The organism is Paremcibacter congregatus, assembly GCF_006385135.1.
GTDB lineage: Bacteria > Pseudomonadota > Alphaproteobacteria > Sphingomonadales > Emcibacteraceae > Paremcibacter > Paremcibacter congregatus.
Window position 1 is genome coordinate 68,667 of record NZ_CP041025.1, and the last position, 19,957, is coordinate 88,623.

The window sequence follows — 19,957 nt, forward strand, 5'->3', positions numbered from 1 at the left end:
AATATCATGATGAAAAAAACAAGTATGCTGGTGATTGCCATGATGCTGGCGGGGTGCGACGCCAATGTCGATGTCAATATCAAGGGAGAGCCAACCGCGGAAGAGGCCAAGGCCTTTGTCGCGGCCGTGGAAAAAGACTATGCTGAGAAAAGCGAATTTGCCTCGCGGGTTTTCTGGGTGCAGGCCAACTTCATGACCGAGGACACTAACGCCATGGCGGCCGAGGTCGGGGCGGAGATGACGGCTCTGGCGGTGAAATATGCCAATGACGCCAAGAAATTTAATGACCTGACGCTTGATGCGGAACTGCGGCGCAAGCTGGAGATACTGAAGCTCGGCATCACTCTGCCGGCGCCGAGTAATGAAGCGGACAATAAGGAACTGGCGACAATTTCCGCCAAACTCGACAGCATGTATGCCACCGGCAAAGCGCCTGATGGTCGCACATTGGGCGAGCTGAGTGACGTGATGGCCACTTCGCGTGACCCGCAGGAACTGCTCAAGGCCTGGACCGGCTGGCGGACGATTTCACCGGCGATGAAGGATAAATACGCCCGTATGGTGGAAATCGCCAACAAGGGGGCAAAGGAGCTTGGCTATAGCGATGTGGGCTATATGTGGCGCGCCGGATATGATATGCCTGCCGATGATTTCCGTGCAGAGGCCGACCGTCTGTGGGGTCAGGTCAAGCCTCTGTATGATTCCCTGCATTGCCATGTGCGGGCCAAACTCAATGATAAATATGGCGACGAGGTTGTGCCACTGGATCAACCGATTCCGGCCCATCTGATGGGCAATATGTGGGCTCAGGAATGGGGCAACATTTATGACGTGGTGGCGCCCGAAGGCAGCGATATCGGCTATGATCTCACGAAGGCGCTTAAGGACAAGGACTATGACGCCGTCAAGATGGTGAAAACCGGCGAGCAGTTTTTCACCTCACTCGGCCTGGACCCCCTGCCGGATACCTTCTGGACGCGGTCCCTGATCACCAAGCCGCGGGACCGGGAAGTGCAATGTCATGCCAGCGCTTGGAATATTGACAATAAAGACGATGTCCGGATTAAGATGTGCACCAAGGTCAATGCGGACGACTTCCAGACGGTGCATCACGAGCTGGGTCATAATTTCTATCAGCGGGCCTATAAGAACCAGTCCATATTGCATCAGGGCGGGGCTAACGACGGCTTCCATGAGGCGATCGGTGACGCCATTGCCCTCAGCATCACCCCGGATTATCTCAAACAGCTGGGTCTGATCGACACGGTGCCGGGACCGGAGAGCGATCTTGGGCTTTTGATGCGCCGGGCGATGGATAAGGTGGCCTTCCTGCCTTTTGGCTTGATGGTCGATCAATGGCGCTGGCAAGTGTTTAATGGGGAATTGACGCCCGAGACCTATAATGACGGCTGGTGGGCCCTGCGCGAGAAATATCAGGGCATTCGGCCCCCGGTGGAGCGGGCGGCCGATGATTTTGATCCCGGTGCGAAATATCATATTCCCGGCAACACGCCTTATATGCGCTATTTTCTCGCTCGGGTGCTGCAGTTCCAGTTCCATAAAGCCGCCTGCGCCGAAGCAGGGTTCGATGGCCCGCTGCATCGTTGCACCATTTATGGTAATGAGGATGTCGGCAAGAAGCTGAACGCCATGCTGGAAATGGGCGCGAGCAAGCCTTGGCCGGACGCGCTGGAAGCCTTCACGGGCACACGTCAGATGGACGGCGGCGCGGTGCTGGAATATTTCGCACCGCTGAAAGACTGGCTCGATGCGCAGAACAAAGGCCGGACTTGCGGCTGGTAGTCACAGGATAGACATGACAAAGGCAGGACTCTCGGGTCCTGCCTTTTTTCTGGCTTATGCAAAGATGCTCAAAAATTCTAATGGCGACGCGGGCCGCGTTTTGGCGGGCGCGGATCTTTGTAAGTGAAGGCCTTCTCGTCAATTTTCACATTATATTGCGGGTTGATTAGCGCCACCCGGGTGGTATAGCCTTGGGCATCAATCACTTCCCAGGACCGCAGCTCCATTGAGCTTTCTTCAAAGATCAGAACAATATAGCCGTATTCCTGACGCTCCGGATCAATTACCGGCACCTTGACCAGTCCGGCGAAATATACGATGTCCGGCACTTCGACCGAGCCATCGAACCTGATTTCATCATCGACAAGAATGCCGAGCGGTGTTTTCTTGATCGGCCAGCGGCTGACCTGTTTGACATCATAGTCGATAAAGGTCAGGAGGTTGCCGTTGCTGACCACCAGAAACGGCGCATCGTCGCCAAAATCAAACCGCAGCTTGCCGGGCCGTTCAAGGGAAAGTGTACCTTCGGCAACCGTCCCGTCGGGGGCGCGCTGGACGAAGGCGGCGGTCATGGATTTGATGCTGTTGAGGCTTTTTTCAATCCGCTGCAAGGTTTCGGCGTCTTTTTCCGCTTTGCTTTGGGCGTCCTTGGGGGCTTTTTCGGCGGTCAGGGCCTCGGGCAGATTACGGGGATCGGCGAGGGTGTCGGTTAGGTTCGGTTCGGTGGTCTGCTGCGCCATTGCCGCAGGGCTGACGCCCAGGCTGGCTGCGCCAAGGAGACAAGCTGCAACGCCGCTGATTAAATAGTGCTTCATAAAACATGTTTCCCGGTCATAACCCTGACCCCACTTTTATAGGTTAGCCCGCAAAGAGGGCATAAATTTGACAGGTCGTGACCCGATATCTGTTTAATGGAAATCCTCACTGTGATCCCCCACCAGGACTTCGCGTTTGCCCACATGGTTGGCGGGGCTGACCACGCCTTCCCGCTCCATCTTTTCAATGATGTTGGCGGCCCGGTTATAGCCGATCGACAATTGCCGCTGAACATAACTGGTCGAGGCTTTCTTGTCGCGGGCGACAATGGCCACCGCCTTGTCATAAAGGTCATCGCCGCTGTTGCTGTCGCCGCCGCCGGACATCTGGCTGTTCTGCAGGAAACTGCTGTCAAAGCCTTCATCCGGTTCTTCGGTGAGATTTTCGAGATAATCCGGTTTGCCCTGTTTCTTCAGTTCCGTCACCACCCGTTCAACTTCGTTATCGCTTACAAAGGGGCCATGCACGCGCTTGATGCGTCCGCCACCCGCCATAAACAGCATGTCGCCCATGCCGAGCAGCTGCTCCGCGCCCTGTTCCCCAAGGATGGTGCGGCTGTCGATTTTAGAGGTCACTTGAAAGCTGACCCGGGTCGGGAAGTTGGCCTTGATCGTGCCGGTGATGACATCGACCGAGGGCCGTTGCGTCGCCATGATCAGGTGAATGCCGGCGGCGCGGGCCATCTGGGCCAGCCGCTGGATCAGGGCTTCGATATCCTTGCCGGCGACCAGCATCAGGTCGGCCATCTCGTCGACGATCACCACGATCATCGGCAGCGGTGTCAGGTCAATTTCTTCTTCTTCATAAATCGGATCGCCGGTTTCCTGATCAAAACCGGTCTGTACCCGGTGAATGATCGGTTCGCCTTTTCTGCGCGCGTCCGCCAGGCGTTCATTATAGGCGCTGATGTTGCGCACCTGAACCTTGGCCAGCGCCTTGTAGCGTTGTTCCATTTCCCGCACCGCCCATTTGAGCGCCACAACCGCCCGCGCCGGATCGGTCACCACCGGGGTCAGCAGATGGGGAATGTCATCATAGATCGACAGTTCCAGCATCTTGGGGTCGACCATGATCAGGCGGCATTCCGCCGGGGTCATTTTATAGAGCAGGGACAGGATCATCACATTGATCGCCACCGATTTACCCGATCCGGTGGTTCCCGCGACCAGAAGATGCGGCATGGCCGCGAGATCGGCGACCACGGGCGCGCCGCCAATGTCCTTGCCCATGCACATCGGCAGTTTGGCCTTGCTTTCCTCATAGGCGGCGGAGGCGAATTGTTCCCGCAGCACAACGATTTCCCGCTTGCGGTTCGGCAGTTCGATGCCGATGGCGTTCTTGCCGGGGACCACGGCGACACGGGCGCTGTCGGCGCACATGGACCGGGCGATGTCGTCAGCCAGATTGATCACGCGGGTCGATTTGGTGCCCGGCGCCGGCTCCAGTTCATAAAGCGTGACCACGGGGCCGGGACGCACCTTGACGATGTCGCCCTTGACGCCGAAATCATCCAGAACGGATTCCAGCATGCGGGCATTTTGTTCCAGTGCGTCATTGCTGAGCTTGTCTTCGGCGGCCAGCGGTTTGGCATTGCTGAGCAGGCTGAGGGGCGGAAGAACGAAGTCATCGCCTTCGCCCAGATCGAACATGGGCTGGCGTTCCTTGGCTTCCCGGCGGCTTTTTGGCGGGGCTTTGGGTTTACTTTCCACAATCGGTATGGTTTTCGGGGGGGGGGCAATATCTTCGTTTTTATGCACCACCGGTTCTTTATGTACCGGTTTTTGTTTTTTTGGCCGCACATCGACGCCGCCGGTGGCGTCTTCTGGGGCGCGGCGCAGGTTATGTTTGATAAACAGGCCAGCGCTTTTGATCCCGAACCATATTTTCGCCAGACACCAGATAATTCCCCGGCCAATGGCGCGCCATTCCGCCTTGTCCAGTCCGAGAAAGGCCGGAATGGTGATCAGGAACAACACCAGAAACAGACCGCCGAAGAGAACGGGATAGAAACCGATACCGGTGTGGGACAGGAAGGCCACCAGAAGATCGAACATCTTGTCGCCGAGAATACCGCCCATTTTGAGATTTTGTGCCGGCCAGAAATCGGCTATTGGCAGAAAGGCGGCGGAGAGTGAGGCCAGCAGGATCGCAACGACCCAAACCATCAGGTTGCGCAAGATGATTGGCAGGCCTTTCAGGCTCAGGATGCGCCAACCCCAGGTCAGGAGTGGAAATACCAGTACGACGGCGCCAAGGCCAAAGGACTGGATCATGAAGTCGGACAGTTTGGCGCCGGGCAGCCCGAGCCAGTTCCGGACCTCGTCGACACCATGCACGCGCCAGCTCGGGTCATTGATATGATAACCGGCCATGGCGACAAAGCCGAGAATGCCCAGCGTGATCAGCAGCATGCCCCACAAACGGGTGCTGGCATTGATCATAAACAGATAGACCGCCTCCGGCAGTATGGTGCGTTTCTTGGGGTTGGCTATTTTTTTACGTCTGTTGGTCACTCTTGCGCCTTTACCTTATCCCTGTCAGAGGGATATATCCCTTTATCAAATACCTGTTTTTATCCTGCATTAGTTTTACAATGTATTTGCGATCTTCTCAAGCGTCGCTTCCAATAGGGCATCATCATGCACTAAAACAAGGCGAATATAGGGCGTTCCCGGGTTATGACCCGCGGCATCAGGACGGGCGAGATAGGCCCCGGGCAGAACTTTGATGCCCGCTTTCCGCCACAAGGTGCGGCAGGCGGCTTCCCCGTCGCCGACATTCAGCCAGACGCAAAAGCCGCCGCCGGGCCGCTGAAAGTTGAATTTATCTCCCAAATACTGCTCCGCCAGGTCAAATTTACGGCGGTATAGCGCCCGGTTATGGATCACATGTTCTTCTTCCTCCCAGGCGGCGGCGGAGGCCGCCTGAATCGGCAGCGGAAGGGGAGCGCCGCCATAACTGCGCATGCGGATTGTCTCGGCGACAACGCGCGGGTCCCCGGCCATAAACCCTGATCGCAATCCGGCGAGATTGGAGCGTTTGGACAGAGAATTGAACACCACGGCATGATCAAAGGGATTGGCCGGGGTTCCAGATCCGTCTGCAGCCATTTCGCCGCAGACATCCATGAGCCCCACCGGCGGCTGATCATGATAGATTTCAGAATAGCATTCATCCCCCACCAGAATAAAGTCATATTCCCGCGCCAGCGTCAGCATCTGTTTCAAATAAGCGCGGGACGCCAGAGCGCCTTCCGGATTGGATGGATTGCAGATGAAGGCGAGGGCGGTGCGCTGCAGGGTTTCTTTTGGCAGGGCGGCATAATCCGGCATGCCGCCGGTGGCGTCACTGCCGGCGACATACAGGGTTTCGGCCCCGGCCGCCGCCGCCGCGCCGGCATAGGGCTGATAAAAAGGATTGGGACTCAGAACCAGGGGCACCTGGCCTTGCTTTTGGCGGTTGATGGCCACCAGGCCGATGGAAAACAACCCTTCACGGCTGCCGGCCAAGGGCACCAGATGGGCCGCTGTCACCTGCCCGGGGGCCAGATTATTGCGCCGGGTGAGCCAGGCGGCCACGGCCGTCTGCCAGGCGTCTGTACCTTGCACCGGGGGATATTTATTGTAACTGGCCTGTTCCCGGGTGAGGATTTCGGTCACAAAATCCGGCACGGCATGTTGCGGTTCGCCAACGGACAGATTGAGTGCAGCGCTGGTGTCATCCGGGGTGAGCCCTTCAAGCAGGGCCCGCATGCGCGGAAAAGGGTAAGGAGGCAGAGACTGAAAACGGGTAAAATTCACGGCGGGGGACCTTAATAGCCTAGAGAATAAACGAGGCATCTTTATAGCGTGAAGCCGGTGGAAAACCAAAAAAAAAGACGATCCTGCAATGAGGATCGCCTTGGAGTTACCTGTTCTGCAGGACGAGCCGCACAACAAGGGGAACAAAACCGCAGTCCGGCGGTGACCCGGTCCGGTTACCGGGGGCCGTAATCATCTTCCGGATAGGCGGAAATTTTATGAATTGACAGGTCCGCGCCGGTAAATTCATCTTCCTGGCTCAGCCGGATGCCGACCCATTTTTTCAGGCCACCGTAGATGATAAACCCGAACAGACCGCCGATGGTGGCGCCCAGAAGCGACCCGGTTACCTGCGCGGCGATGCTCACGCCGCCGAGCCCCCAGAGGCTTTCCAGCCCGAAGATACCCGCGGCGATACCGCCCCAAAGGCCGCATAGGCCATGCAAGGGCCAGACGCCGAGTACATCATCAATTTTCAACTTGTTCTGGGTATAGAGGTAAGCCTTGACGAAGATTACCCCGGCAATTGCGCCGGTGACCAGTGCCCCGAGGGGATGCATGATATCTGATCCGGCGCAGATCGCGACCAGACCGGCCAGCGCCCCGTTATGAACAAAGCCCGGATCATTGCGGCCGACGATAAAGGCCGACAGAATGCCCCCGACCATGGCCAGCAGGCTGTTGACCGCCACCAGGCCGCTGGCCCCCGCCACGTCCTGGGCGCTCATGACATTGAAGCCGAACCAGCCGATGCACAGAATCCATGACCCCAGGGCGAGAAACGGGATATTTGACGGGGGAATGCCAACCACGGCGCCGTTGGGCTTGTAATGTCCATGACGCGCGCCGAGCAGAATAACCGCCCCGAGCGCCAGCCAGCCGCCCATGGCGTGAACCACGATCGAGCCGGCAAAGTCATGAAAAGGCGCTCCGAACAGATTCGTCATGCCCGCCTGAAAACCGAGGCGATCGCCCCAGACCATGCCTTCGAAGAAAGGATAAACCAGACCGACAAACAGGGCGGTCGCGATCAGTTGCGGGTTGAATTTCGCCCGTTCGGCGATGCCGCCGGATATGATTGCCGGAACGGCGGCGGCAAACGTCATCAAAAAGAAGAATTTGACCAGGGTAAAGCCGTTGGCGGCGAATCCTTCAGCGCCGCCGCTGATGTCCCGGGCGCTGCCGAGGAAGCTGACGCCGTAAGCTACCGTATAGCCAATAAAGAAATAGGCGAGTGTCGAGACGGCAAAGTCGGTGATGATCTTGACCAGCGCATTGACCTGGTTTTTCTTGCGCACGGTGCCGACTTCAAGAAAGGCAAAGCCCGCATGCATGGCGAAAACCAGAATGGCCCCGATCAATACAAAAAATACATCTGAACCACTTTTCAGGGCGTCCATCATTTCCTCCTCTGTTATCTGGCGTTTTTACGTCTTGGGCTAAGATATACTCAAGAAGCATGCCAAACCCGCAGAGGACCGGTTTTCCGCGATGTTTTGGAGAACAGGTGGCCTGAAAGCAACCTGAATTGATCATTTTTTAATCATTGTCCGCCTGCTGGACAGGCGGGCGCACAAATAATAAGCAGAAAGTCCCCTCCGCCAAAAGGCGGAAGGGATATAAAAAGGGAGCGGCGGGCCGTCGGGCCCGGGCCGTTAAATCTTTTGCGATCCGTGGCCGAACTCTGGATAGGCTTCCATGCCCAGTTCCGCCAGATCGCCGCCGCGGCTTTCGTCTTCTGCGCTGACCCGGATGCCGACGGTATATTTGAGCAGCATCCACATCACGATACTTGTCGCGGCGACGAAGGCGCCGATGGCGGCAACCCCCATCACCTGGGTCACGAAAGACGCCCCGTCATTGGTCAGCGGCACCGCCAGGGTTCCCCAGATACCACAGATCAGATGAACCGGGATTGCCCCGACCACATCGTCGATCTTGAACTTGTCGAGCAACGGCACGGTAAAGACCACCAGAGCGCCGCCGACGGCGCCGATCAGGATCGCCTGTCCGATGGTCGGCGTCAATGGTTCGGCGGTGATGGATACCAGCCCGGCCAGAGCGCCGTTGAGGACCATGGTCAGATCGACTTTCTTATAAAGCAGTTTGGTCAGCGCCAGAGCGGCGACAACGCCCCCGGCGGCGGCCATGTTGGTGTTGGCGAAGATCTGCGAAACGGCCACGGCATCAATGGCGCTGCCCAGCGCCAGCTGTGAGGCCCCGTTAAAGCCGAACCAGCCGAGCCACAGGATGAAGGTCCCGAGGGTCGCAAGGGTCAGCGAGGAGCCGGGTATCGGGCGCACCTGGCCGGTCGGGCTGTATTTGCCCTGACGGGCGCCGAGAATAATGGCCCCGGTCAGCGCCGCCCAGCCCCCGACGGAATGTACGATGGTGGAACCGGCAAAGTCAGAGAAACCGGCAGCACTCAACCATCCGGCGCCCCATGTCCAGGCCCCCTGAATGGGGTAAATGAATCCGGTGAGGACAACAACAAAAGCCAGAAAGGGAAACAGTTTGATCCGTTCGGCCAGGGTGCCGGAAACGATGGAGGCCGCGGTGGCGACAAACACCATCTGGAAAAACCAGTCGGATGCCGAGGCGTACCCACCGTCAAGTTTGACGGCTTCCTGCGCGGCGGTTTCGCTTGCGCTCCAGAGCGACAGGGAACCAATAAAGCCGCCGTCAACGCCTGAATACATCAGGTTATACCCGATCAGGAAATACAAAATCCCGGCGATGGCATAGAGGCTGATGTTTTTCAGGCACATGGTGGCGACATTTTTGGTGCGCACCAGGCCGGCTTCGAGCATGCAAAAACCCGCCGCCATCCACATGACGAGAAATCCGCCGATCAGGAACAGCAGACTGTTGAGAATAAAGGCGACTTCCGAGTCCACCGCCGCCTGGGCCGGCAGAATAGCCCCGCCCGTGATCAGGCCGGTCATCAGACCGACAAGTGTTATTTTTTTTGTGTTAAACATCATACTTCTCCTAAAGGGCTTCCTCACCCATTTCACCGGTGCGAATGCGCGTGGCCTGTTCCAGGTCCATTTCGAAAATCTTGCCATCACCGAAATCACCGCAGTAAGCCGCGTGACGCAAAGCCTCCCGCACGGCTTCGACCATATTGTCCTTAACGGCCAGTTCCAGCCGGACCTTCGGCACGAAGGCGACTTCATATTCTGCGCCGCGATAAATTTCCGAATGGCCCTTTTGTCGGCCATAGCCTTTGACTTCGCTGACCGTCAGGCCATTAATGCCCACATCATTCAATGCCTCACGCACTTCATCGAGTTTGAAAGGCTTGATGATTGCCGTTATCATTTTCATAGGGTTTTCCTTAATCTTGCGTTACAATAACCTTCTCTTTTCAAGACTCGTGCCAAGATGGAAATAATCAATCAAGGCATTGAAAATAAATGAAAAATAGAAAATCATGTTGAAAACGGGTTGAAAGAAACACCTTATTTATGCCTTAATTTTAATCTTTTTATGAAAATGAATAAAAATTAATCATTTCTTTTTATTTGCCGGATGGGGGCCGGAAGAGTAAAAATAGGCGTGAACAAATAACTTATTGAACGAGAGCCTTTACCTATGCCCCAAGCCCCCAAGAGCGAAAAAGCAGCCGAACGTTATGACGTGATCATTTCCGGTGCCGGCGTTGTGGGGCTGACTTTGGCGGTGGCATTGGGTCAACAGGGACTGAAAGTGGCTCTGATCGATAGCAGCGATATTGCCGCAACGCTCAGTGATGACTTCGATGGCCGGTCCTATGCGATTTCCTATGCCCCGTATATTATGTTGAAGACATTGGGTCTTTGGGACCGGGTCGGGGGGCAGGCCCAGCCAATTCATGACATTCATATCACCGACGGTCACGCCCCGGCCTTTCTGCATTTTGATGAAAGGGAACTGGGGGACGGGCCGCTTGGGCAGATGGTGGAGGTGCGGCATTTGCGACGCGGTCTGCATGAGGCCATGCGCGATACGCCGCAGGTCACCCTGTTCGCGCCGGATAAAATTACCGATACCGCCAAGACACCGGGCCATTGCCGGGTTAGTCTGGAGAGTGGCCAGGATATTACGGCCGCCTTGCTGGTGTCCGCCGAAGGCCGCCAGTCTCCCCTGCGGGTCGCCCATGGTATTCAGGTGCGTAAATGGGATTATCAGCAGACGGCGCTGGTGACCACTGTTGCCCATGAAAAGGACCATGGGGGGTGCGCTCATGAACGGTTTTATCCGAGCGGACCATTCGCGATCCTGCCTTTGCCGGACAAGAGATCCTCAATCGTCTGGTGCGAACCTCCGGATCTGGCCGAGACAATCATGGGGTTGTCCGATGCGGCTTATGATGCCGAATTGAAAAAGAAATTTGGGGACTTCCTCGGCGAGGTTCATCATCTGGGCCAGCGTTGGTCCTACCCTCTTTCCTCGCAACTGGCCGATGAGTATCTGGCGGACCGTTTTTGCCTGATCGGCGATGCGGCCCACGGCATTCATCCGATTGCCGGGCAGGGGTTTAACCTTGGCTTGCGTGATATTGCGGTGCTGGTGGAGGTTTTGGTTGACGCCAAACGGCTGGGGGGCGATCTCGGGTCGGAATTCACCCTGGAACGCTATGCGCGCTGGCGGCGGGCCGACAACACCGTTCTAGCGCTGGGTATGGATGGTCTGACCCGTCTGTTTTCCAATGATCTGCCACTGGTGCGGGACGCCCGGCGTCTGGGGCTGGAGATTGTCGGCGAACTGCCGGGGGTGAAGAAATTCTTTATGCGTCATGCCCGGGGCACGGTTGGCAAGTTGCCGAAATTACTGCGGGGTGAGCTGCTCTAGGCGCGGCGGGCTTCAACCGTATAGCCAACCGACACGCAATCGGGGTAGACATCCGGTTTGGCGAGCGCCACCCGGGCGAAAGTTACCTCATTCTGCTTAAAACAGATCTGCAGGATTTCCTGAGCCAGTGTTTCCTGCAGGTTGAAATGCCGTCCGTCGGTAAGCGCGGCGATCTCCCGGCGTAGAAAATCATAATCCAGTGTATGACGGATATCGTCTCCGGGAATTTCCTGATCCAGTCCGATGGTGACGGTGAACAGGATGTTCTGGGGCGCGCGCCTTTCGTGGTCATGAATGCCTATGCTGACCGGGTGTCTGAATTCTTTCAGGATGATTTCCTGGCGGGTGACGGTAAAGGCGGTCATGGTGTTTCCTTCAGGATATCGGCGGCCAGGCGGGCGATGTCGCGATCGCCGCTCATCAGACGTTGGCCGCTGTCGACGGGAATGATGGCGCCATTGAGGCTTTCGGTCTGGATCAGATACAGGGCCGTACGGGCGATATCTGTGACCTCGGTCGGTTTCTGACGGGGGTTCATTTTGCGGGAGAGAGCGAAATTCTCTTCTGACTGATCGCCGCTGAGCAGCATCAGGCCGGGGGCAATGCCATTGACCCGCAACCGGGGCGCCAAGGCCAGAGCCATGGCTTCGGTCGCGCCGGACAGGGCGTATTTGCTGATGGTATAGCTGAAGAAGTCGGCGTTCATGGCGAAGATCTTGTTATCTATAACCGTGCAGATGGAGCCTTCCTCCCCGTCGGGAATCAGACGGTGCAGCCCACGGGACAGCTGAAGAATGCTTCGGCAGTTGACATCCATATGGCGCTGGAAACTTTGTTCGGTGAAATTCAGAAGGCTATCGTCCTCGAACAGGGAAGCGTTATTGATGATATGTCGCAGGGGCGGGGTTTGTGCGCCGAGCGTGGTGATCATCGTTTCCACCGCATCATAATCGCCGAGATCGCAGATGACGATGTTGCCGCTGCCCCCCTGTGCGGTAATTTCCCGCAGGGTATCCTCGGCGTCATGTTTTGAGCGGTGGCAATGCAGGATGATGTGATACCCCTGCGCCGCCAGGAATTGGGCAATCACTTTCCCCGTCCGTTTCGCCGCCCCGGTGACCAGCACGCTCTGATGCATAAAATAAATTCCCAGCCGTAAAAATGATTTTGATGTTTATATCTAAACCATTTGAATGGGCGGGTAAAGCAGGGAGCCAGAGGAAAGTCAGGCAACACTTCCTCGAGGTCGAGCTGCAGCAAAGCAACATAAAGAGGAACGGGTCATTCTTACCGCGTTGCAGGCGGGTGCTTTAGGCCCGGCGGCGGCGTCCGAGGAGCAGTCCGGCGAGACCCAGGCCTATAAGGCCCAGCGTGGCGGGTTCCGCAACAGGCGCAGCAGCGATGACCTGACCGCGTATTTCTCCCCCCGGATGAGTGGCGGTGTGAATATTGATATAGAAGCGGTTGGCTTTGAATTCATCCATGAGGAAAGCATTCAGCGTCGTGGCCCCGATAGAAGGCGAGGTCAGTCCACTGATGCCGCCGACGTTAATCACAACGCCGCCGTTAATGCCGGCCGGGGCATTGTGTATATGCATTGCCACTGCCGGTCCTGTGAGGTTGGCCCACATAATATTCCAGGTGAAATCTCCGGTGATGTCGTTCAATGTCCCTGTAGCGGAGCCGGTTGCCGGGCTGCCAGAACCAGGGACTTCTTGAAGGCCGTCCAGGGCGGCGGTCCAGGGAATAACCGTGGCATGTGCGCTATGGGACAGAAGCAACGCCAGAGCGCCGAGCAGGAAGGAAATAGGTTTTCTCATGATCATGACTTCTTTCTGGCGGGAATGCCTTTTATCTAATGGTGTAATAGATTCATTTGTCACATGCATAAAGTGTGCCACATTATTTCGTTACGTTTAATCAGTAACTTAGAATAATCGTGCAGGAAACAGGGCTGCAAACTGTAAAGATTTTCGACAGTATTGAGCCGCTTACACTTCTGGAAAAGAGTATTGGTTAATGCAGAATTGAATATTTACTTCAGTTGCAATGGGTTGGGTGAAAGGCCAGGCAGAATATAGAAGTGTAAAGAATTCTGACAGCCGGAAACCCCGCTGGCGCAAAAAACTCTGGTATCAGGCGTGAGGCACAGAGTGGCGGGAAATTATATGGTTTGTTAAGGCGCTCTGGAGTAGTCTTTAAAAAGAGGGGCTGTCTCCATGAGGTGCATCAGTTCTTTCTTTTTTCTGTTTCCGTAATGGTTGTTGAGAATAATGTTCCAAACTTTTGTAAATGGCCCAATAAATATTATCCGATCCTGTGTACACTTCCGGCGAAAAGATTTGCGGGGCCAATGGTATTTATGGCTTGCCGTCCGGCGTTGGGGGCTTCTTTTGCTGATGGGAGGCGCGATGCCATGGGCGGCTCAGGCGGGAGAACCGCGGGTGATCATCTATCCGTTGGCGGAACTGAACACCCAGGCGCAGGCTTTCTACCCGGTGCGTCTGCTGGAAGAGGCTTTGGCGAGGTCGGGGGCACACTATCGGGCGCGCGCCTCTGGGGTGAGTATGCTACAAGGGCGGGCCTTGCGCCAACTGGAGGAGGCGCAGGGTATCGATGTGATGTGGTCGATGACCTCCGTCGCCCGGGAGGCCAAGTTATTGCCGATCCGCATCCCGATTTATAAAGGCCTGATCAGCTGGCGGTTGTTTCTTATTCATGAGAGCCAGGCGGTGCGCTTTAACCAGATCAAAGACCTGGCGTCTCTCAAGCAGCGCGTGGCGGGGCAGGTTCACGATTGGCCCGACAAACAGATCCTGCAGGCCAATGGGTTTTCGGTTTATGGCAGTTCGACCTATGGCTCTCTGTTTCGCATGCTGGCACAAAAGCGCATCGATTATTTCCCCCGTTCCCTGATTGAGATCTGGGACGAGGCGGCGCAGCATCAAGCGGCGGGGCTTATGGTCGAGCCATCGTTTCTGATCCGCTATCCCAGCGCGTCTTACTTTTTTGTGCGGCGGGGCGATCATGCGCTGGCGGAAGCGCTCTCCCAGGGGCTTGAAATGATGATCCAGGACGGGTCCTTTGACCGACTTTTCATGGAATTTCACGGCAATCTGATCAAGAAAGCGGCCATAGAGGATCTGGTGATTTTCGACCTGGACAACCCAACCCTGCCACCAAAAACGCCCCTGAACCGTAAAGAGCTCTGGTTCCGGGAGTGAGCGGCAAATCTACACTAGAGATCGTTAATCGTCATGTCCGGGCGTTGCCACCAGGGTGTCTCAGGACCATCATAATGGGCGGCGGAGATGACGTCTTTCGCATCACCGCTGAAGCTGACGGTATTGGTCGGCGTCTCTTCGATTTCGACCTTGCGGCAGCGCACGGCGAGACCCTGATCGGCCATCAGCGCGTTGATTTTTGACATGAAAAGCGCCGCCAGAACCTCTGTCGTGGGATCGCCGGGCGTGATCATAAGGTGGGCCAGATTTTCCGACTCCCGGGTTTTGAAATAGTCGAGCATCGGATCCTGAGACGAGAGCTGCAGGCTGTGATCCACATGATCGTCGATCCATTGGTGCCAGACTTGTTTCAATACCGCGAAGGGGGCCATCATATTGACGCCGCCGTCGAGGGTGTCATTGCCGATGGAGACCAGATAAACCTTGACGAATTCGTTATGGCCATGGGGAACGAAACACCGGCTGTTCCTGATGTTGAACAAACGATGGGCCATGCAGTATCGACGGGTAAAACAAATTTCAAAGCTCATAATCCGCTTGATACCCGAGCGCTGCCCCTGAGTCCAGAATATTTATTTATCCTGTAAAGCAACCAGGCCGTCAGAATGATCGGGTCTTCTGGTCCTTAACGCCCCAGCCGGTAACCCCCGGCTTCGGTGACCAGAATGCTCGCGGCGGAAGGATTGGGTTCGATCTTCTGACGCAGGCGGTAAATATGGGTTTCCAGCGTATGGGTGGTCACCCCGGCGTTATATCCCCAAACCTCATCCAGCAAGATATCGCGACTAACCGGATTACCGTCGGACCGCTTGAGGAATTTCAAAATCGCGGTTTCCTTTTCCGTCAGGCGGATCACGTCACCGCTTTCCCGGTGGGTGAGTTGTTTTTCGCCCGGTTTGAAATCGTAGGGGCCGATGACAAAAGAGGCGTCCTCGCTCATGGCGTGCTGGCGTAACTGGGCCCGGATCCGGGCCAGCAGGATGCCGAATTTGAACGGTTTGGTGACATAATCATTGGCCCCGGCGTCAAGGCCGAGGATGGTGTCGCTGTCGCTGTCATTGCCGGTCAGCATGATGATCGGGGTTTTGATGCCGGCTTTGCGCATCATGCGGCAAACCTCGCGGCCATCCAGATCGGGCAGCCCCACATCCAGTAGAATCAAATTATATTTGCCTTCTTTCGCGGCTTTCAGGCCATCCATGCCGCAACTGGCTTCCTGGGTTGAGAACTCTTCATGGAAGGCGAGTTGTTCCGCCAAAGTCCCGCGCAGAAGCGCGTCATCGTCAATCAGTAAAAGTTTATAGCTTTGATCCATGATTAATCCTGTTTTTTTTGACCTTAGCGCACTATATATATCATATTAGCACTTAAAGGATGAGAGTTAAGTGTTTTGATCAATGAGTATCCTGTTATATGGACCCTAATATGGCGATCAGCCCAAAGACTGCAACAGATAGGGGAGGAAAAACCCTGTTTGATCACACAATTGTGACCGTGGAACGGGCGGCAAGCGAATTGCGGCGCGGGCGACCGGTGTTGGCGTGGGATCAGCAGCGGGCGGTTGTGGTGCAATCGGCGGAATTGCTTCAGGAGGACTGGATAGACGGTTTGCGGAGTCTTGCTGATGGCGAGCCTGTGGTCGGACTGACTTATAATCGGGCCAATATCCTGCATGTTCTGCCCCGCAGTGGCGATGTGGCGCTGGTCCTGTTGCCGGAGATTATGGCGGGGGACAGTCAGGCCCGGGTGATACAATCCATGGCCGATCCCGATGATGACCTGATGCGGCCCCTGCTTGGCCCCTTTCATGTGGCGCCCACGGGGGCGGAACCGATGCATGAAGCGGGACTGAAACTGTGTAAACTGGCACGTTTGTTGCCAGCCGCATTGTTTTCGGCGTCATTTGACGTCCCGGACGCGCCCGGATGGGCGGCGGCGCGCGGTCTGTTGTCGGTGGCGGCCAAGGATATCATGTCCTATGATCAGAGCGACGCGGCGGCCTTGCGGCAGATTACGGCGGCCAAGGTGCCGCTGGCGGGGGCGGAACAGACCACCATGGTGGCCTTTCGTCCTGACGACGGCGGCACGGAACATTTTGCGTTGCTGATCGGCGACCCCAACCGGCATGATCCGGTATTGACCCGCATTCATTCGGAATGTTTCACGGGCGATCTTCTGGGATCCCTGAAATGCGACTGCGGTGAACAGTTGAACGGGGCGATTCGTCATATGCAGGACCAGGGCGGCGGGGTGTTGCTTTATCTGGCGCAGGAAGGCCGCGGGATCGGTCTGATCAATAAACTGCGGGCCTACCAGCTGCAGGACCAGGGGTTTGATACGGTCGACGCCAACGAACGGCTCGGGTTTCAGTCGGATGAACGTATTTTTGGCCCGGCGGCGCAGATGCTGAAGATCATGGGCTTTGACAAAGTGCGGCTTCTCACTAATAATCCCCTAAAAGTAGAAGGCTTGGAAGCCTGCGGCGTGACGGTCACCGAACGGGTGAAGCATGCCTTTCCATCCAATGCCCATAATGACCATTATTTAAAGACCAAGAAAAAACGATCCGGCCATCTCTTGCCGTAACTATTTATTTTGTAACACTTTTAACTGTATTGAATTTCACATGAGACCTGATTTATCCCCCCGGGTACTGGCGTTCTTTCTCGCGGCCCTTGTTGCCCTGACGCCGTTTTCCATCGACACCTATCTGCCGGGCATGCCGGCGATGGCGGCTTATTTTTCGACAACCAATGGCATGGTGGAAATAACGGTCGGGACTTTCTTCTTTGGCTATGCCATGGGGCAGTTGGTTGGCGGGCCGTTGTCGGATCACTTCGGGCGTCGCCGGGTCGGGGGCCCGGGGGTCATGATCTTCTTTCTGGCGACCGTTCTGATTATTTTCGCCCCGAATATTGAAACCGTGATCGCCGCGCGCTTCCTGCAGGCCTTCGGCGGCGGTTTTATTACCGTGATTGCACCATCCGTGGTGCGGGATCGTTTTACCGGCAAGGAAGCGGCGCGAATGTACGCCCTGATCGGGGTGGTGATGATGTTGGCGCCTCTGGTGGCGCCGGCGGTGGGGGCTTTGTTGCTGAAACTGTCTGACTGGCGGATGATTTTTGCCTTCCTCGGCGCCTATGCCCTGTTTAGCGGCGCGATTATATTTTTTGCCCTGCCGGAACGCAAAAGCGCCCTGTCCGATAAATTGCGTCTCGACAAGGTTTGGGCCAGCTATAAAAGCGTTCTGACGCACCGTAAGGCGGTGGGTTATATGGTGACCCAGACCTTCAGTTCCGGGGTAATGTTTATTTTTCTCACCGGGTCTTCTTTTGCCTATATCACCTATCTCGGGGCGTCGCCGGATCTGTTTTCGATTCTGTTCGGGGCCAATATTCTGACCATGATGTTTTTTAACCGGCTGAATCCGATTCTGCTGAAAACCTTTACACCCCATCAATTGATCGGGGCGGGTGTGACGATTCAGCTTGTGGCCAATCTTTTGCTGTGGACGGGGCAGATGTTTGAGGTGCCTTTCATTGACCCGAAAAGTTTCTATCTTGTGGTGCCGATGGTTATGCTGGCGGTCGGGGTGTCGGGCATCACCATGCCCAACAGCATGGCCTGCTTCCTTGAAGATTTCGAGGAGAACAGCGGTTCGGCGACAGCGATACTGGGCACCAGTCAGTTTGTTATCGGGGCGTTGCTCGGGGCGACATTGGGGCTGTTGCACAGTGAAAGTGTTCAGCCGATGGCGACGATGATGCTGATATCGAGTTTGATTGCGGTGACAAGTTACCGGCTGTTGGCATCACGCAAGGCCCCCGCCGCCGCGGACGGGAAAGCGTAACGTCACCCGCAATCCGGACTCGCGGTTGCTCAGGTTGATTTCTCCCTGATGGGCATCAATGATGGCCTTGACCAGGCTGAGACCCAAACCGTTACCTTCTGTGGTGCGGCTGCTGTCGAGGCGGGCAAAGCGGGTCAGCATTTTCTGCTGCGCGGCCTCGGGGATGCCCGGCCCGCTGTCTTCAATGTAGATTTCAAGACAGTGATTCTTGCGTTCGGCGGACAGGATGATTTTACCGCCGTCCGGGGTATATTTCACCGCATTGTCAATCAGGTTGGCGAAAACCTGAAACAATAGATTACGGTCGCCATAGATCAGGTAGTTATCCTGATGATGTTGCAGGGTCTGGTGCTTTTTCTGCGCCAGAGGCAGATAGAGATCACAGATATCCTGCAACATGCCGTGCAGTTCTATGTTTTCCCGATCCAGGGGCACCGCGCCGGATTCCAGGTTGCTGATTCTCAGGATGGCGTTAAAAGAATCGAGGATGCGATCCATTTGCTGCAGGGCCTGTTCCTTGTCGCCGGGGGTGGGGCCCAGTTTTTCCAGGCGATGGCGCAGCAGGGTCAGGGGGGTGCGCAGATCGTGGGCAATGTTGTTGCTCAGGTGACGCATGTCGTCGAGTTTTTGTTCTATCCCCCCGAGCATCTGGTTGAGGTTATGGCTCAGCTGGTCGAATTCGCTGCGGCCCCGGCCCTCGGGAATTCGGCGACTCAGGTCGTTATGTAGCAGGATATCGGCGGCCGTTTGGTTGATGCCGGTCAGGCGGTGGTGGATCTTCCAGCCAATGATCATGGTGGTGATGAATCCGGCGACGATCAGCAGACAGAGTCCGATCAAAAGCCTGTTCAGGAAAATGCCCGGATTTTCCATGGCGCGGGTGTCGAAGGCGGCAATAAGAATAAGACCGGGATCAAGAGACAGGCTTTCAATCAGCTGAAAATTTTCCTGAAGAAGATTATCGTGCTGAATGAAATCAAACATCATCTCGGGGTCGTCTTCTCCTTCTGTGTGCCATTCCCATTGACGTTCGCTTTCGATATCGGGAAGGGTGAGGAGGGGATATTCAATATGACGGTTCTTTTTTTCGCGGGTTTCAGGCCATTTTTTTAGGCTTTTTTCCAGACTCTTTTCGCGCAGAATATGAACTTCCCTTTCCCGCAAGTCTTCCCGGAACGGCCGTACTTTTTGTATCACAGAATAATCCGGGTCCAGATCTTCGGGGGGCGGAACGGCTTCTGTCGGCATGGGAGGCACCGGCGAAAGGGGTCCTGGACTGATGACCACCCGTTCCGGGGCGAACAGATTCATATTGCCGGAGATCAATTTCCCCCGGTCGATCAGCGCATAACGGAACCCCTGATCCTGACTGTTCTGATGTTCTTCCAGCCGGTCGATCAGGGCGGAGAGGCCGTCTTCCTTGAACAGGGATTTGAAGGCGCCGATTTCCCGGTTGACCAACGGTTTGGCAAAGCTGTTGATTTGCAAATGAGCAATATTGTCCCGGAAATACAGCAAGGCGCCCAGCGCCAGAATGACCGCAAGACCATAGAGCAGAACCAAACGTCCGATATAACTGGTGAGCAAAAAATATCCCTGTTTCATAA

At 55.9% G+C, this 19,957-nt stretch carries 17 protein-coding genes; 5 read left to right on the plus strand and 12 right to left on the minus strand.

What is annotated here, in order from left to right:
- Positions 1–6 precede the first annotated feature (6 nt).
- Positions 7–1,803: a M2 family metallopeptidase gene (locus tag FIV45_RS00315; RefSeq protein ID WP_204602269.1), complete on the plus strand. Its 1,797-nt coding sequence runs from the start codon at positions 7–9 to the stop codon at positions 1,801–1,803.
- A gap of 77 nt (positions 1,804–1,880) precedes the next feature.
- Here the strand turns inward: FIV45_RS00315 and FIV45_RS00320 are convergent, their stop codons facing one another.
- The 6 genes from FIV45_RS00320 to FIV45_RS00345 form a co-directional block, all read right to left on the minus strand.
- Entirely contained in the window at positions 1,881–2,618 is a 738-nt protein-coding gene (locus FIV45_RS00320) for a LolA family protein (protein ID WP_099473950.1), read from the minus strand.
- Positions 2,619–2,711: 93 nt separating this feature from the next.
- Entirely contained in the window at positions 2,712–5,132 is a 2,421-nt protein-coding gene (locus tag FIV45_RS00325; RefSeq protein ID WP_204602267.1) for a DNA translocase FtsK, read from the minus strand.
- 75 nt (positions 5,133–5,207) lie between these two features.
- On the minus strand, positions 5,208–6,419 hold the full coding sequence (locus FIV45_RS00330; RefSeq protein WP_204602264.1) for an aminotransferase class I/II-fold pyridoxal phosphate-dependent enzyme: 1,212 nt from the start codon (positions 6,417–6,419) through the stop codon (positions 5,208–5,210).
- A gap of 176 nt (positions 6,420–6,595) precedes the next feature.
- Entirely contained in the window at positions 6,596–7,819 is a 1,224-nt protein-coding gene (locus FIV45_RS00335) for an ammonium transporter (protein WP_099473947.1), read from the minus strand.
- Between the two features lie 255 nt (positions 7,820–8,074).
- Positions 8,075–9,400 carry an ammonium transporter family protein gene (locus FIV45_RS00340; RefSeq protein WP_204844776.1) on the minus strand — a complete coding sequence of 442 codons (1,326 nt, stop codon included), beginning with the start codon at positions 9,398–9,400 and terminating at the stop codon, positions 8,075–8,077.
- Between the two features lie 10 nt (positions 9,401–9,410).
- Positions 9,411–9,749, minus strand: coding sequence for a P-II family nitrogen regulator (locus tag FIV45_RS00345; protein ID WP_099473943.1), 339 nt, complete (start codon positions 9,747–9,749; stop codon positions 9,411–9,413).
- A gap of 267 nt (positions 9,750–10,016) precedes the next feature.
- Between FIV45_RS00345 and FIV45_RS00350 the strand changes: the two genes are divergently transcribed.
- Positions 10,017–11,255: a UbiH/UbiF/VisC/COQ6 family ubiquinone biosynthesis hydroxylase gene (locus tag FIV45_RS00350; RefSeq protein ID WP_099473942.1), complete on the plus strand. Its 1,239-nt coding sequence runs from the start codon at positions 10,017–10,019 to the stop codon at positions 11,253–11,255.
- Here FIV45_RS00350 and FIV45_RS00355 read toward each other — a convergent pair.
- From FIV45_RS00355 to FIV45_RS00365, 3 genes are all read right to left on the minus strand, one after another.
- Positions 11,252–11,620, minus strand: a complete 369-nt coding sequence (locus tag FIV45_RS00355; RefSeq protein WP_099473940.1) for a dihydroneopterin aldolase — start codon at positions 11,618–11,620, stop codon at positions 11,252–11,254. The two genes, FIV45_RS00350 and FIV45_RS00355, sit on opposite strands and share 4 nt — an antisense overlap.
- Entirely contained in the window at positions 11,617–12,393 is a 777-nt protein-coding gene (locus FIV45_RS00360) for an SDR family NAD(P)-dependent oxidoreductase (protein ID WP_099473938.1), read from the minus strand. The genes FIV45_RS00355 and FIV45_RS00360 overlap by 4 nt, the downstream gene beginning before the upstream one ends.
- Positions 12,394–12,565: 172 nt before the next feature.
- Positions 12,566–13,075, minus strand: coding sequence for a CHRD domain-containing protein (locus FIV45_RS00365; RefSeq protein ID WP_165777048.1), 510 nt, complete (start codon positions 13,073–13,075; stop codon positions 12,566–12,568).
- A 591-nt stretch (positions 13,076–13,666) separates the two neighbouring features.
- On the opposite strand from FIV45_RS00365, the gene FIV45_RS00370 reads away from it, so the two are divergent.
- A complete protein-coding gene (locus FIV45_RS00370) occupies positions 13,667–14,479 on the plus strand; it encodes a substrate-binding periplasmic protein (RefSeq protein WP_165777047.1) in 813 nt (270 codons plus the stop codon).
- A 14-nt stretch (positions 14,480–14,493) separates the two neighbouring features.
- Here FIV45_RS00370 and FIV45_RS00375 read toward each other — a convergent pair whose 3' ends face one another.
- Both FIV45_RS00375 and FIV45_RS00380 read right to left on the minus strand, forming a co-directional pair.
- Entirely contained in the window at positions 14,494–15,030 is a 537-nt protein-coding gene (locus FIV45_RS00375; RefSeq protein ID WP_099473934.1) for a 6-pyruvoyl trahydropterin synthase family protein, read from the minus strand.
- A 95-nt stretch (positions 15,031–15,125) separates the two neighbouring features.
- The gene (locus FIV45_RS00380) at positions 15,126–15,815 is read right to left on the minus strand and encodes a response regulator transcription factor (protein ID WP_099473932.1); all 690 of its coding nucleotides are present in this window, start codon (positions 15,813–15,815) and stop codon (positions 15,126–15,128) included.
- Between the two features lie 110 nt (positions 15,816–15,925).
- On the opposite strand from FIV45_RS00380, the gene ribA reads away from it, so the two are divergent.
- The gene (ribA, locus tag FIV45_RS00385; RefSeq protein WP_099473930.1) at positions 15,926–17,086 is read left to right on the plus strand and encodes a GTP cyclohydrolase II; all 1,161 of its coding nucleotides are present in this window, start codon (positions 15,926–15,928) and stop codon (positions 17,084–17,086) included.
- A gap of 40 nt (positions 17,087–17,126) precedes the next feature.
- Positions 17,127–18,350, plus strand: a complete 1,224-nt coding sequence (locus tag FIV45_RS00390) for a multidrug effflux MFS transporter (RefSeq protein ID WP_099473928.1) — start codon at positions 17,127–17,129, stop codon at positions 18,348–18,350.
- Here the strand turns inward: FIV45_RS00390 and FIV45_RS00395 are convergent.
- On the minus strand, positions 18,312–19,955 hold the full coding sequence (locus FIV45_RS00395) for a sensor histidine kinase (protein ID WP_099473927.1): 1,644 nt from the start codon (positions 19,953–19,955) through the stop codon (positions 18,312–18,314). The two genes, FIV45_RS00390 and FIV45_RS00395, sit on opposite strands and share 39 nt — an antisense overlap.
- Positions 19,956–19,957 lie beyond the last annotated feature (2 nt).

Bases quoted from the DNA above. Each gene is read 5' to 3' on its own strand.
- FIV45_RS00315 (WP_204602269.1), top strand. From the start codon at position 7: ATGATGAAAAAAACAAGTATGCTGGTGATTGCCATGATGCTGGCGGGG.
- FIV45_RS00350 (WP_099473942.1), top strand. From the start codon at position 10,017: ATGCCCCAAGCCCCCAAGAGCGAAAAAGCAGCCGAACGTTATGACGTG.
- FIV45_RS00360 (WP_099473938.1), bottom strand. From the start codon at position 12,393: ATGCATCAGAGCGTGCTGGTCACCGGGGCGGCGAAACGGACGGGGAAA.
- ribA (WP_099473930.1), top strand. From the start codon at position 15,926: ATGGCGATCAGCCCAAAGACTGCAACAGATAGGGGAGGAAAAACCCTG.
- FIV45_RS00390 (WP_099473928.1), top strand. From the start codon at position 17,127: ATGAGACCTGATTTATCCCCCCGGGTACTGGCGTTCTTTCTCGCGGCC.
- FIV45_RS00340 (WP_204844776.1), bottom strand. From the start codon at position 9,400: ATGTTTAACACAAAAAAAATAACACTTGTCGGTCTGATGACCGGCCTG.
- FIV45_RS00365 (WP_165777048.1), bottom strand. From the start codon at position 13,075: ATGAGAAAACCTATTTCCTTCCTGCTCGGCGCTCTGGCGTTGCTTCTG.
- FIV45_RS00370 (WP_165777047.1), top strand. From the start codon at position 13,667: ATGCCATGGGCGGCTCAGGCGGGAGAACCGCGGGTGATCATCTATCCG.
- FIV45_RS00345 (WP_099473943.1), bottom strand. From the start codon at position 9,749: ATGAAAATGATAACGGCAATCATCAAGCCTTTCAAACTCGATGAAGTG.
- FIV45_RS00375 (WP_099473934.1), bottom strand. From the start codon at position 15,030: ATGAGCTTTGAAATTTGTTTTACCCGTCGATACTGCATGGCCCATCGT.
- FIV45_RS00380 (WP_099473932.1), bottom strand. From the start codon at position 15,815: ATGGATCAAAGCTATAAACTTTTACTGATTGACGATGACGCGCTTCTG.
- FIV45_RS00355 (WP_099473940.1), bottom strand. From the start codon at position 11,620: ATGACCGCCTTTACCGTCACCCGCCAGGAAATCATCCTGAAAGAATTC.
- FIV45_RS00320 (WP_099473950.1), bottom strand. From the start codon at position 2,618: ATGAAGCACTATTTAATCAGCGGCGTTGCAGCTTGTCTCCTTGGCGCA.
- FIV45_RS00395 (WP_099473927.1), bottom strand. From the start codon at position 19,955: ATGAAACAGGGATATTTTTTGCTCACCAGTTATATCGGACGTTTGGTT.
- FIV45_RS00335 (WP_099473947.1), bottom strand. From the start codon at position 7,819: ATGGACGCCCTGAAAAGTGGTTCAGATGTATTTTTTGTATTGATCGGG.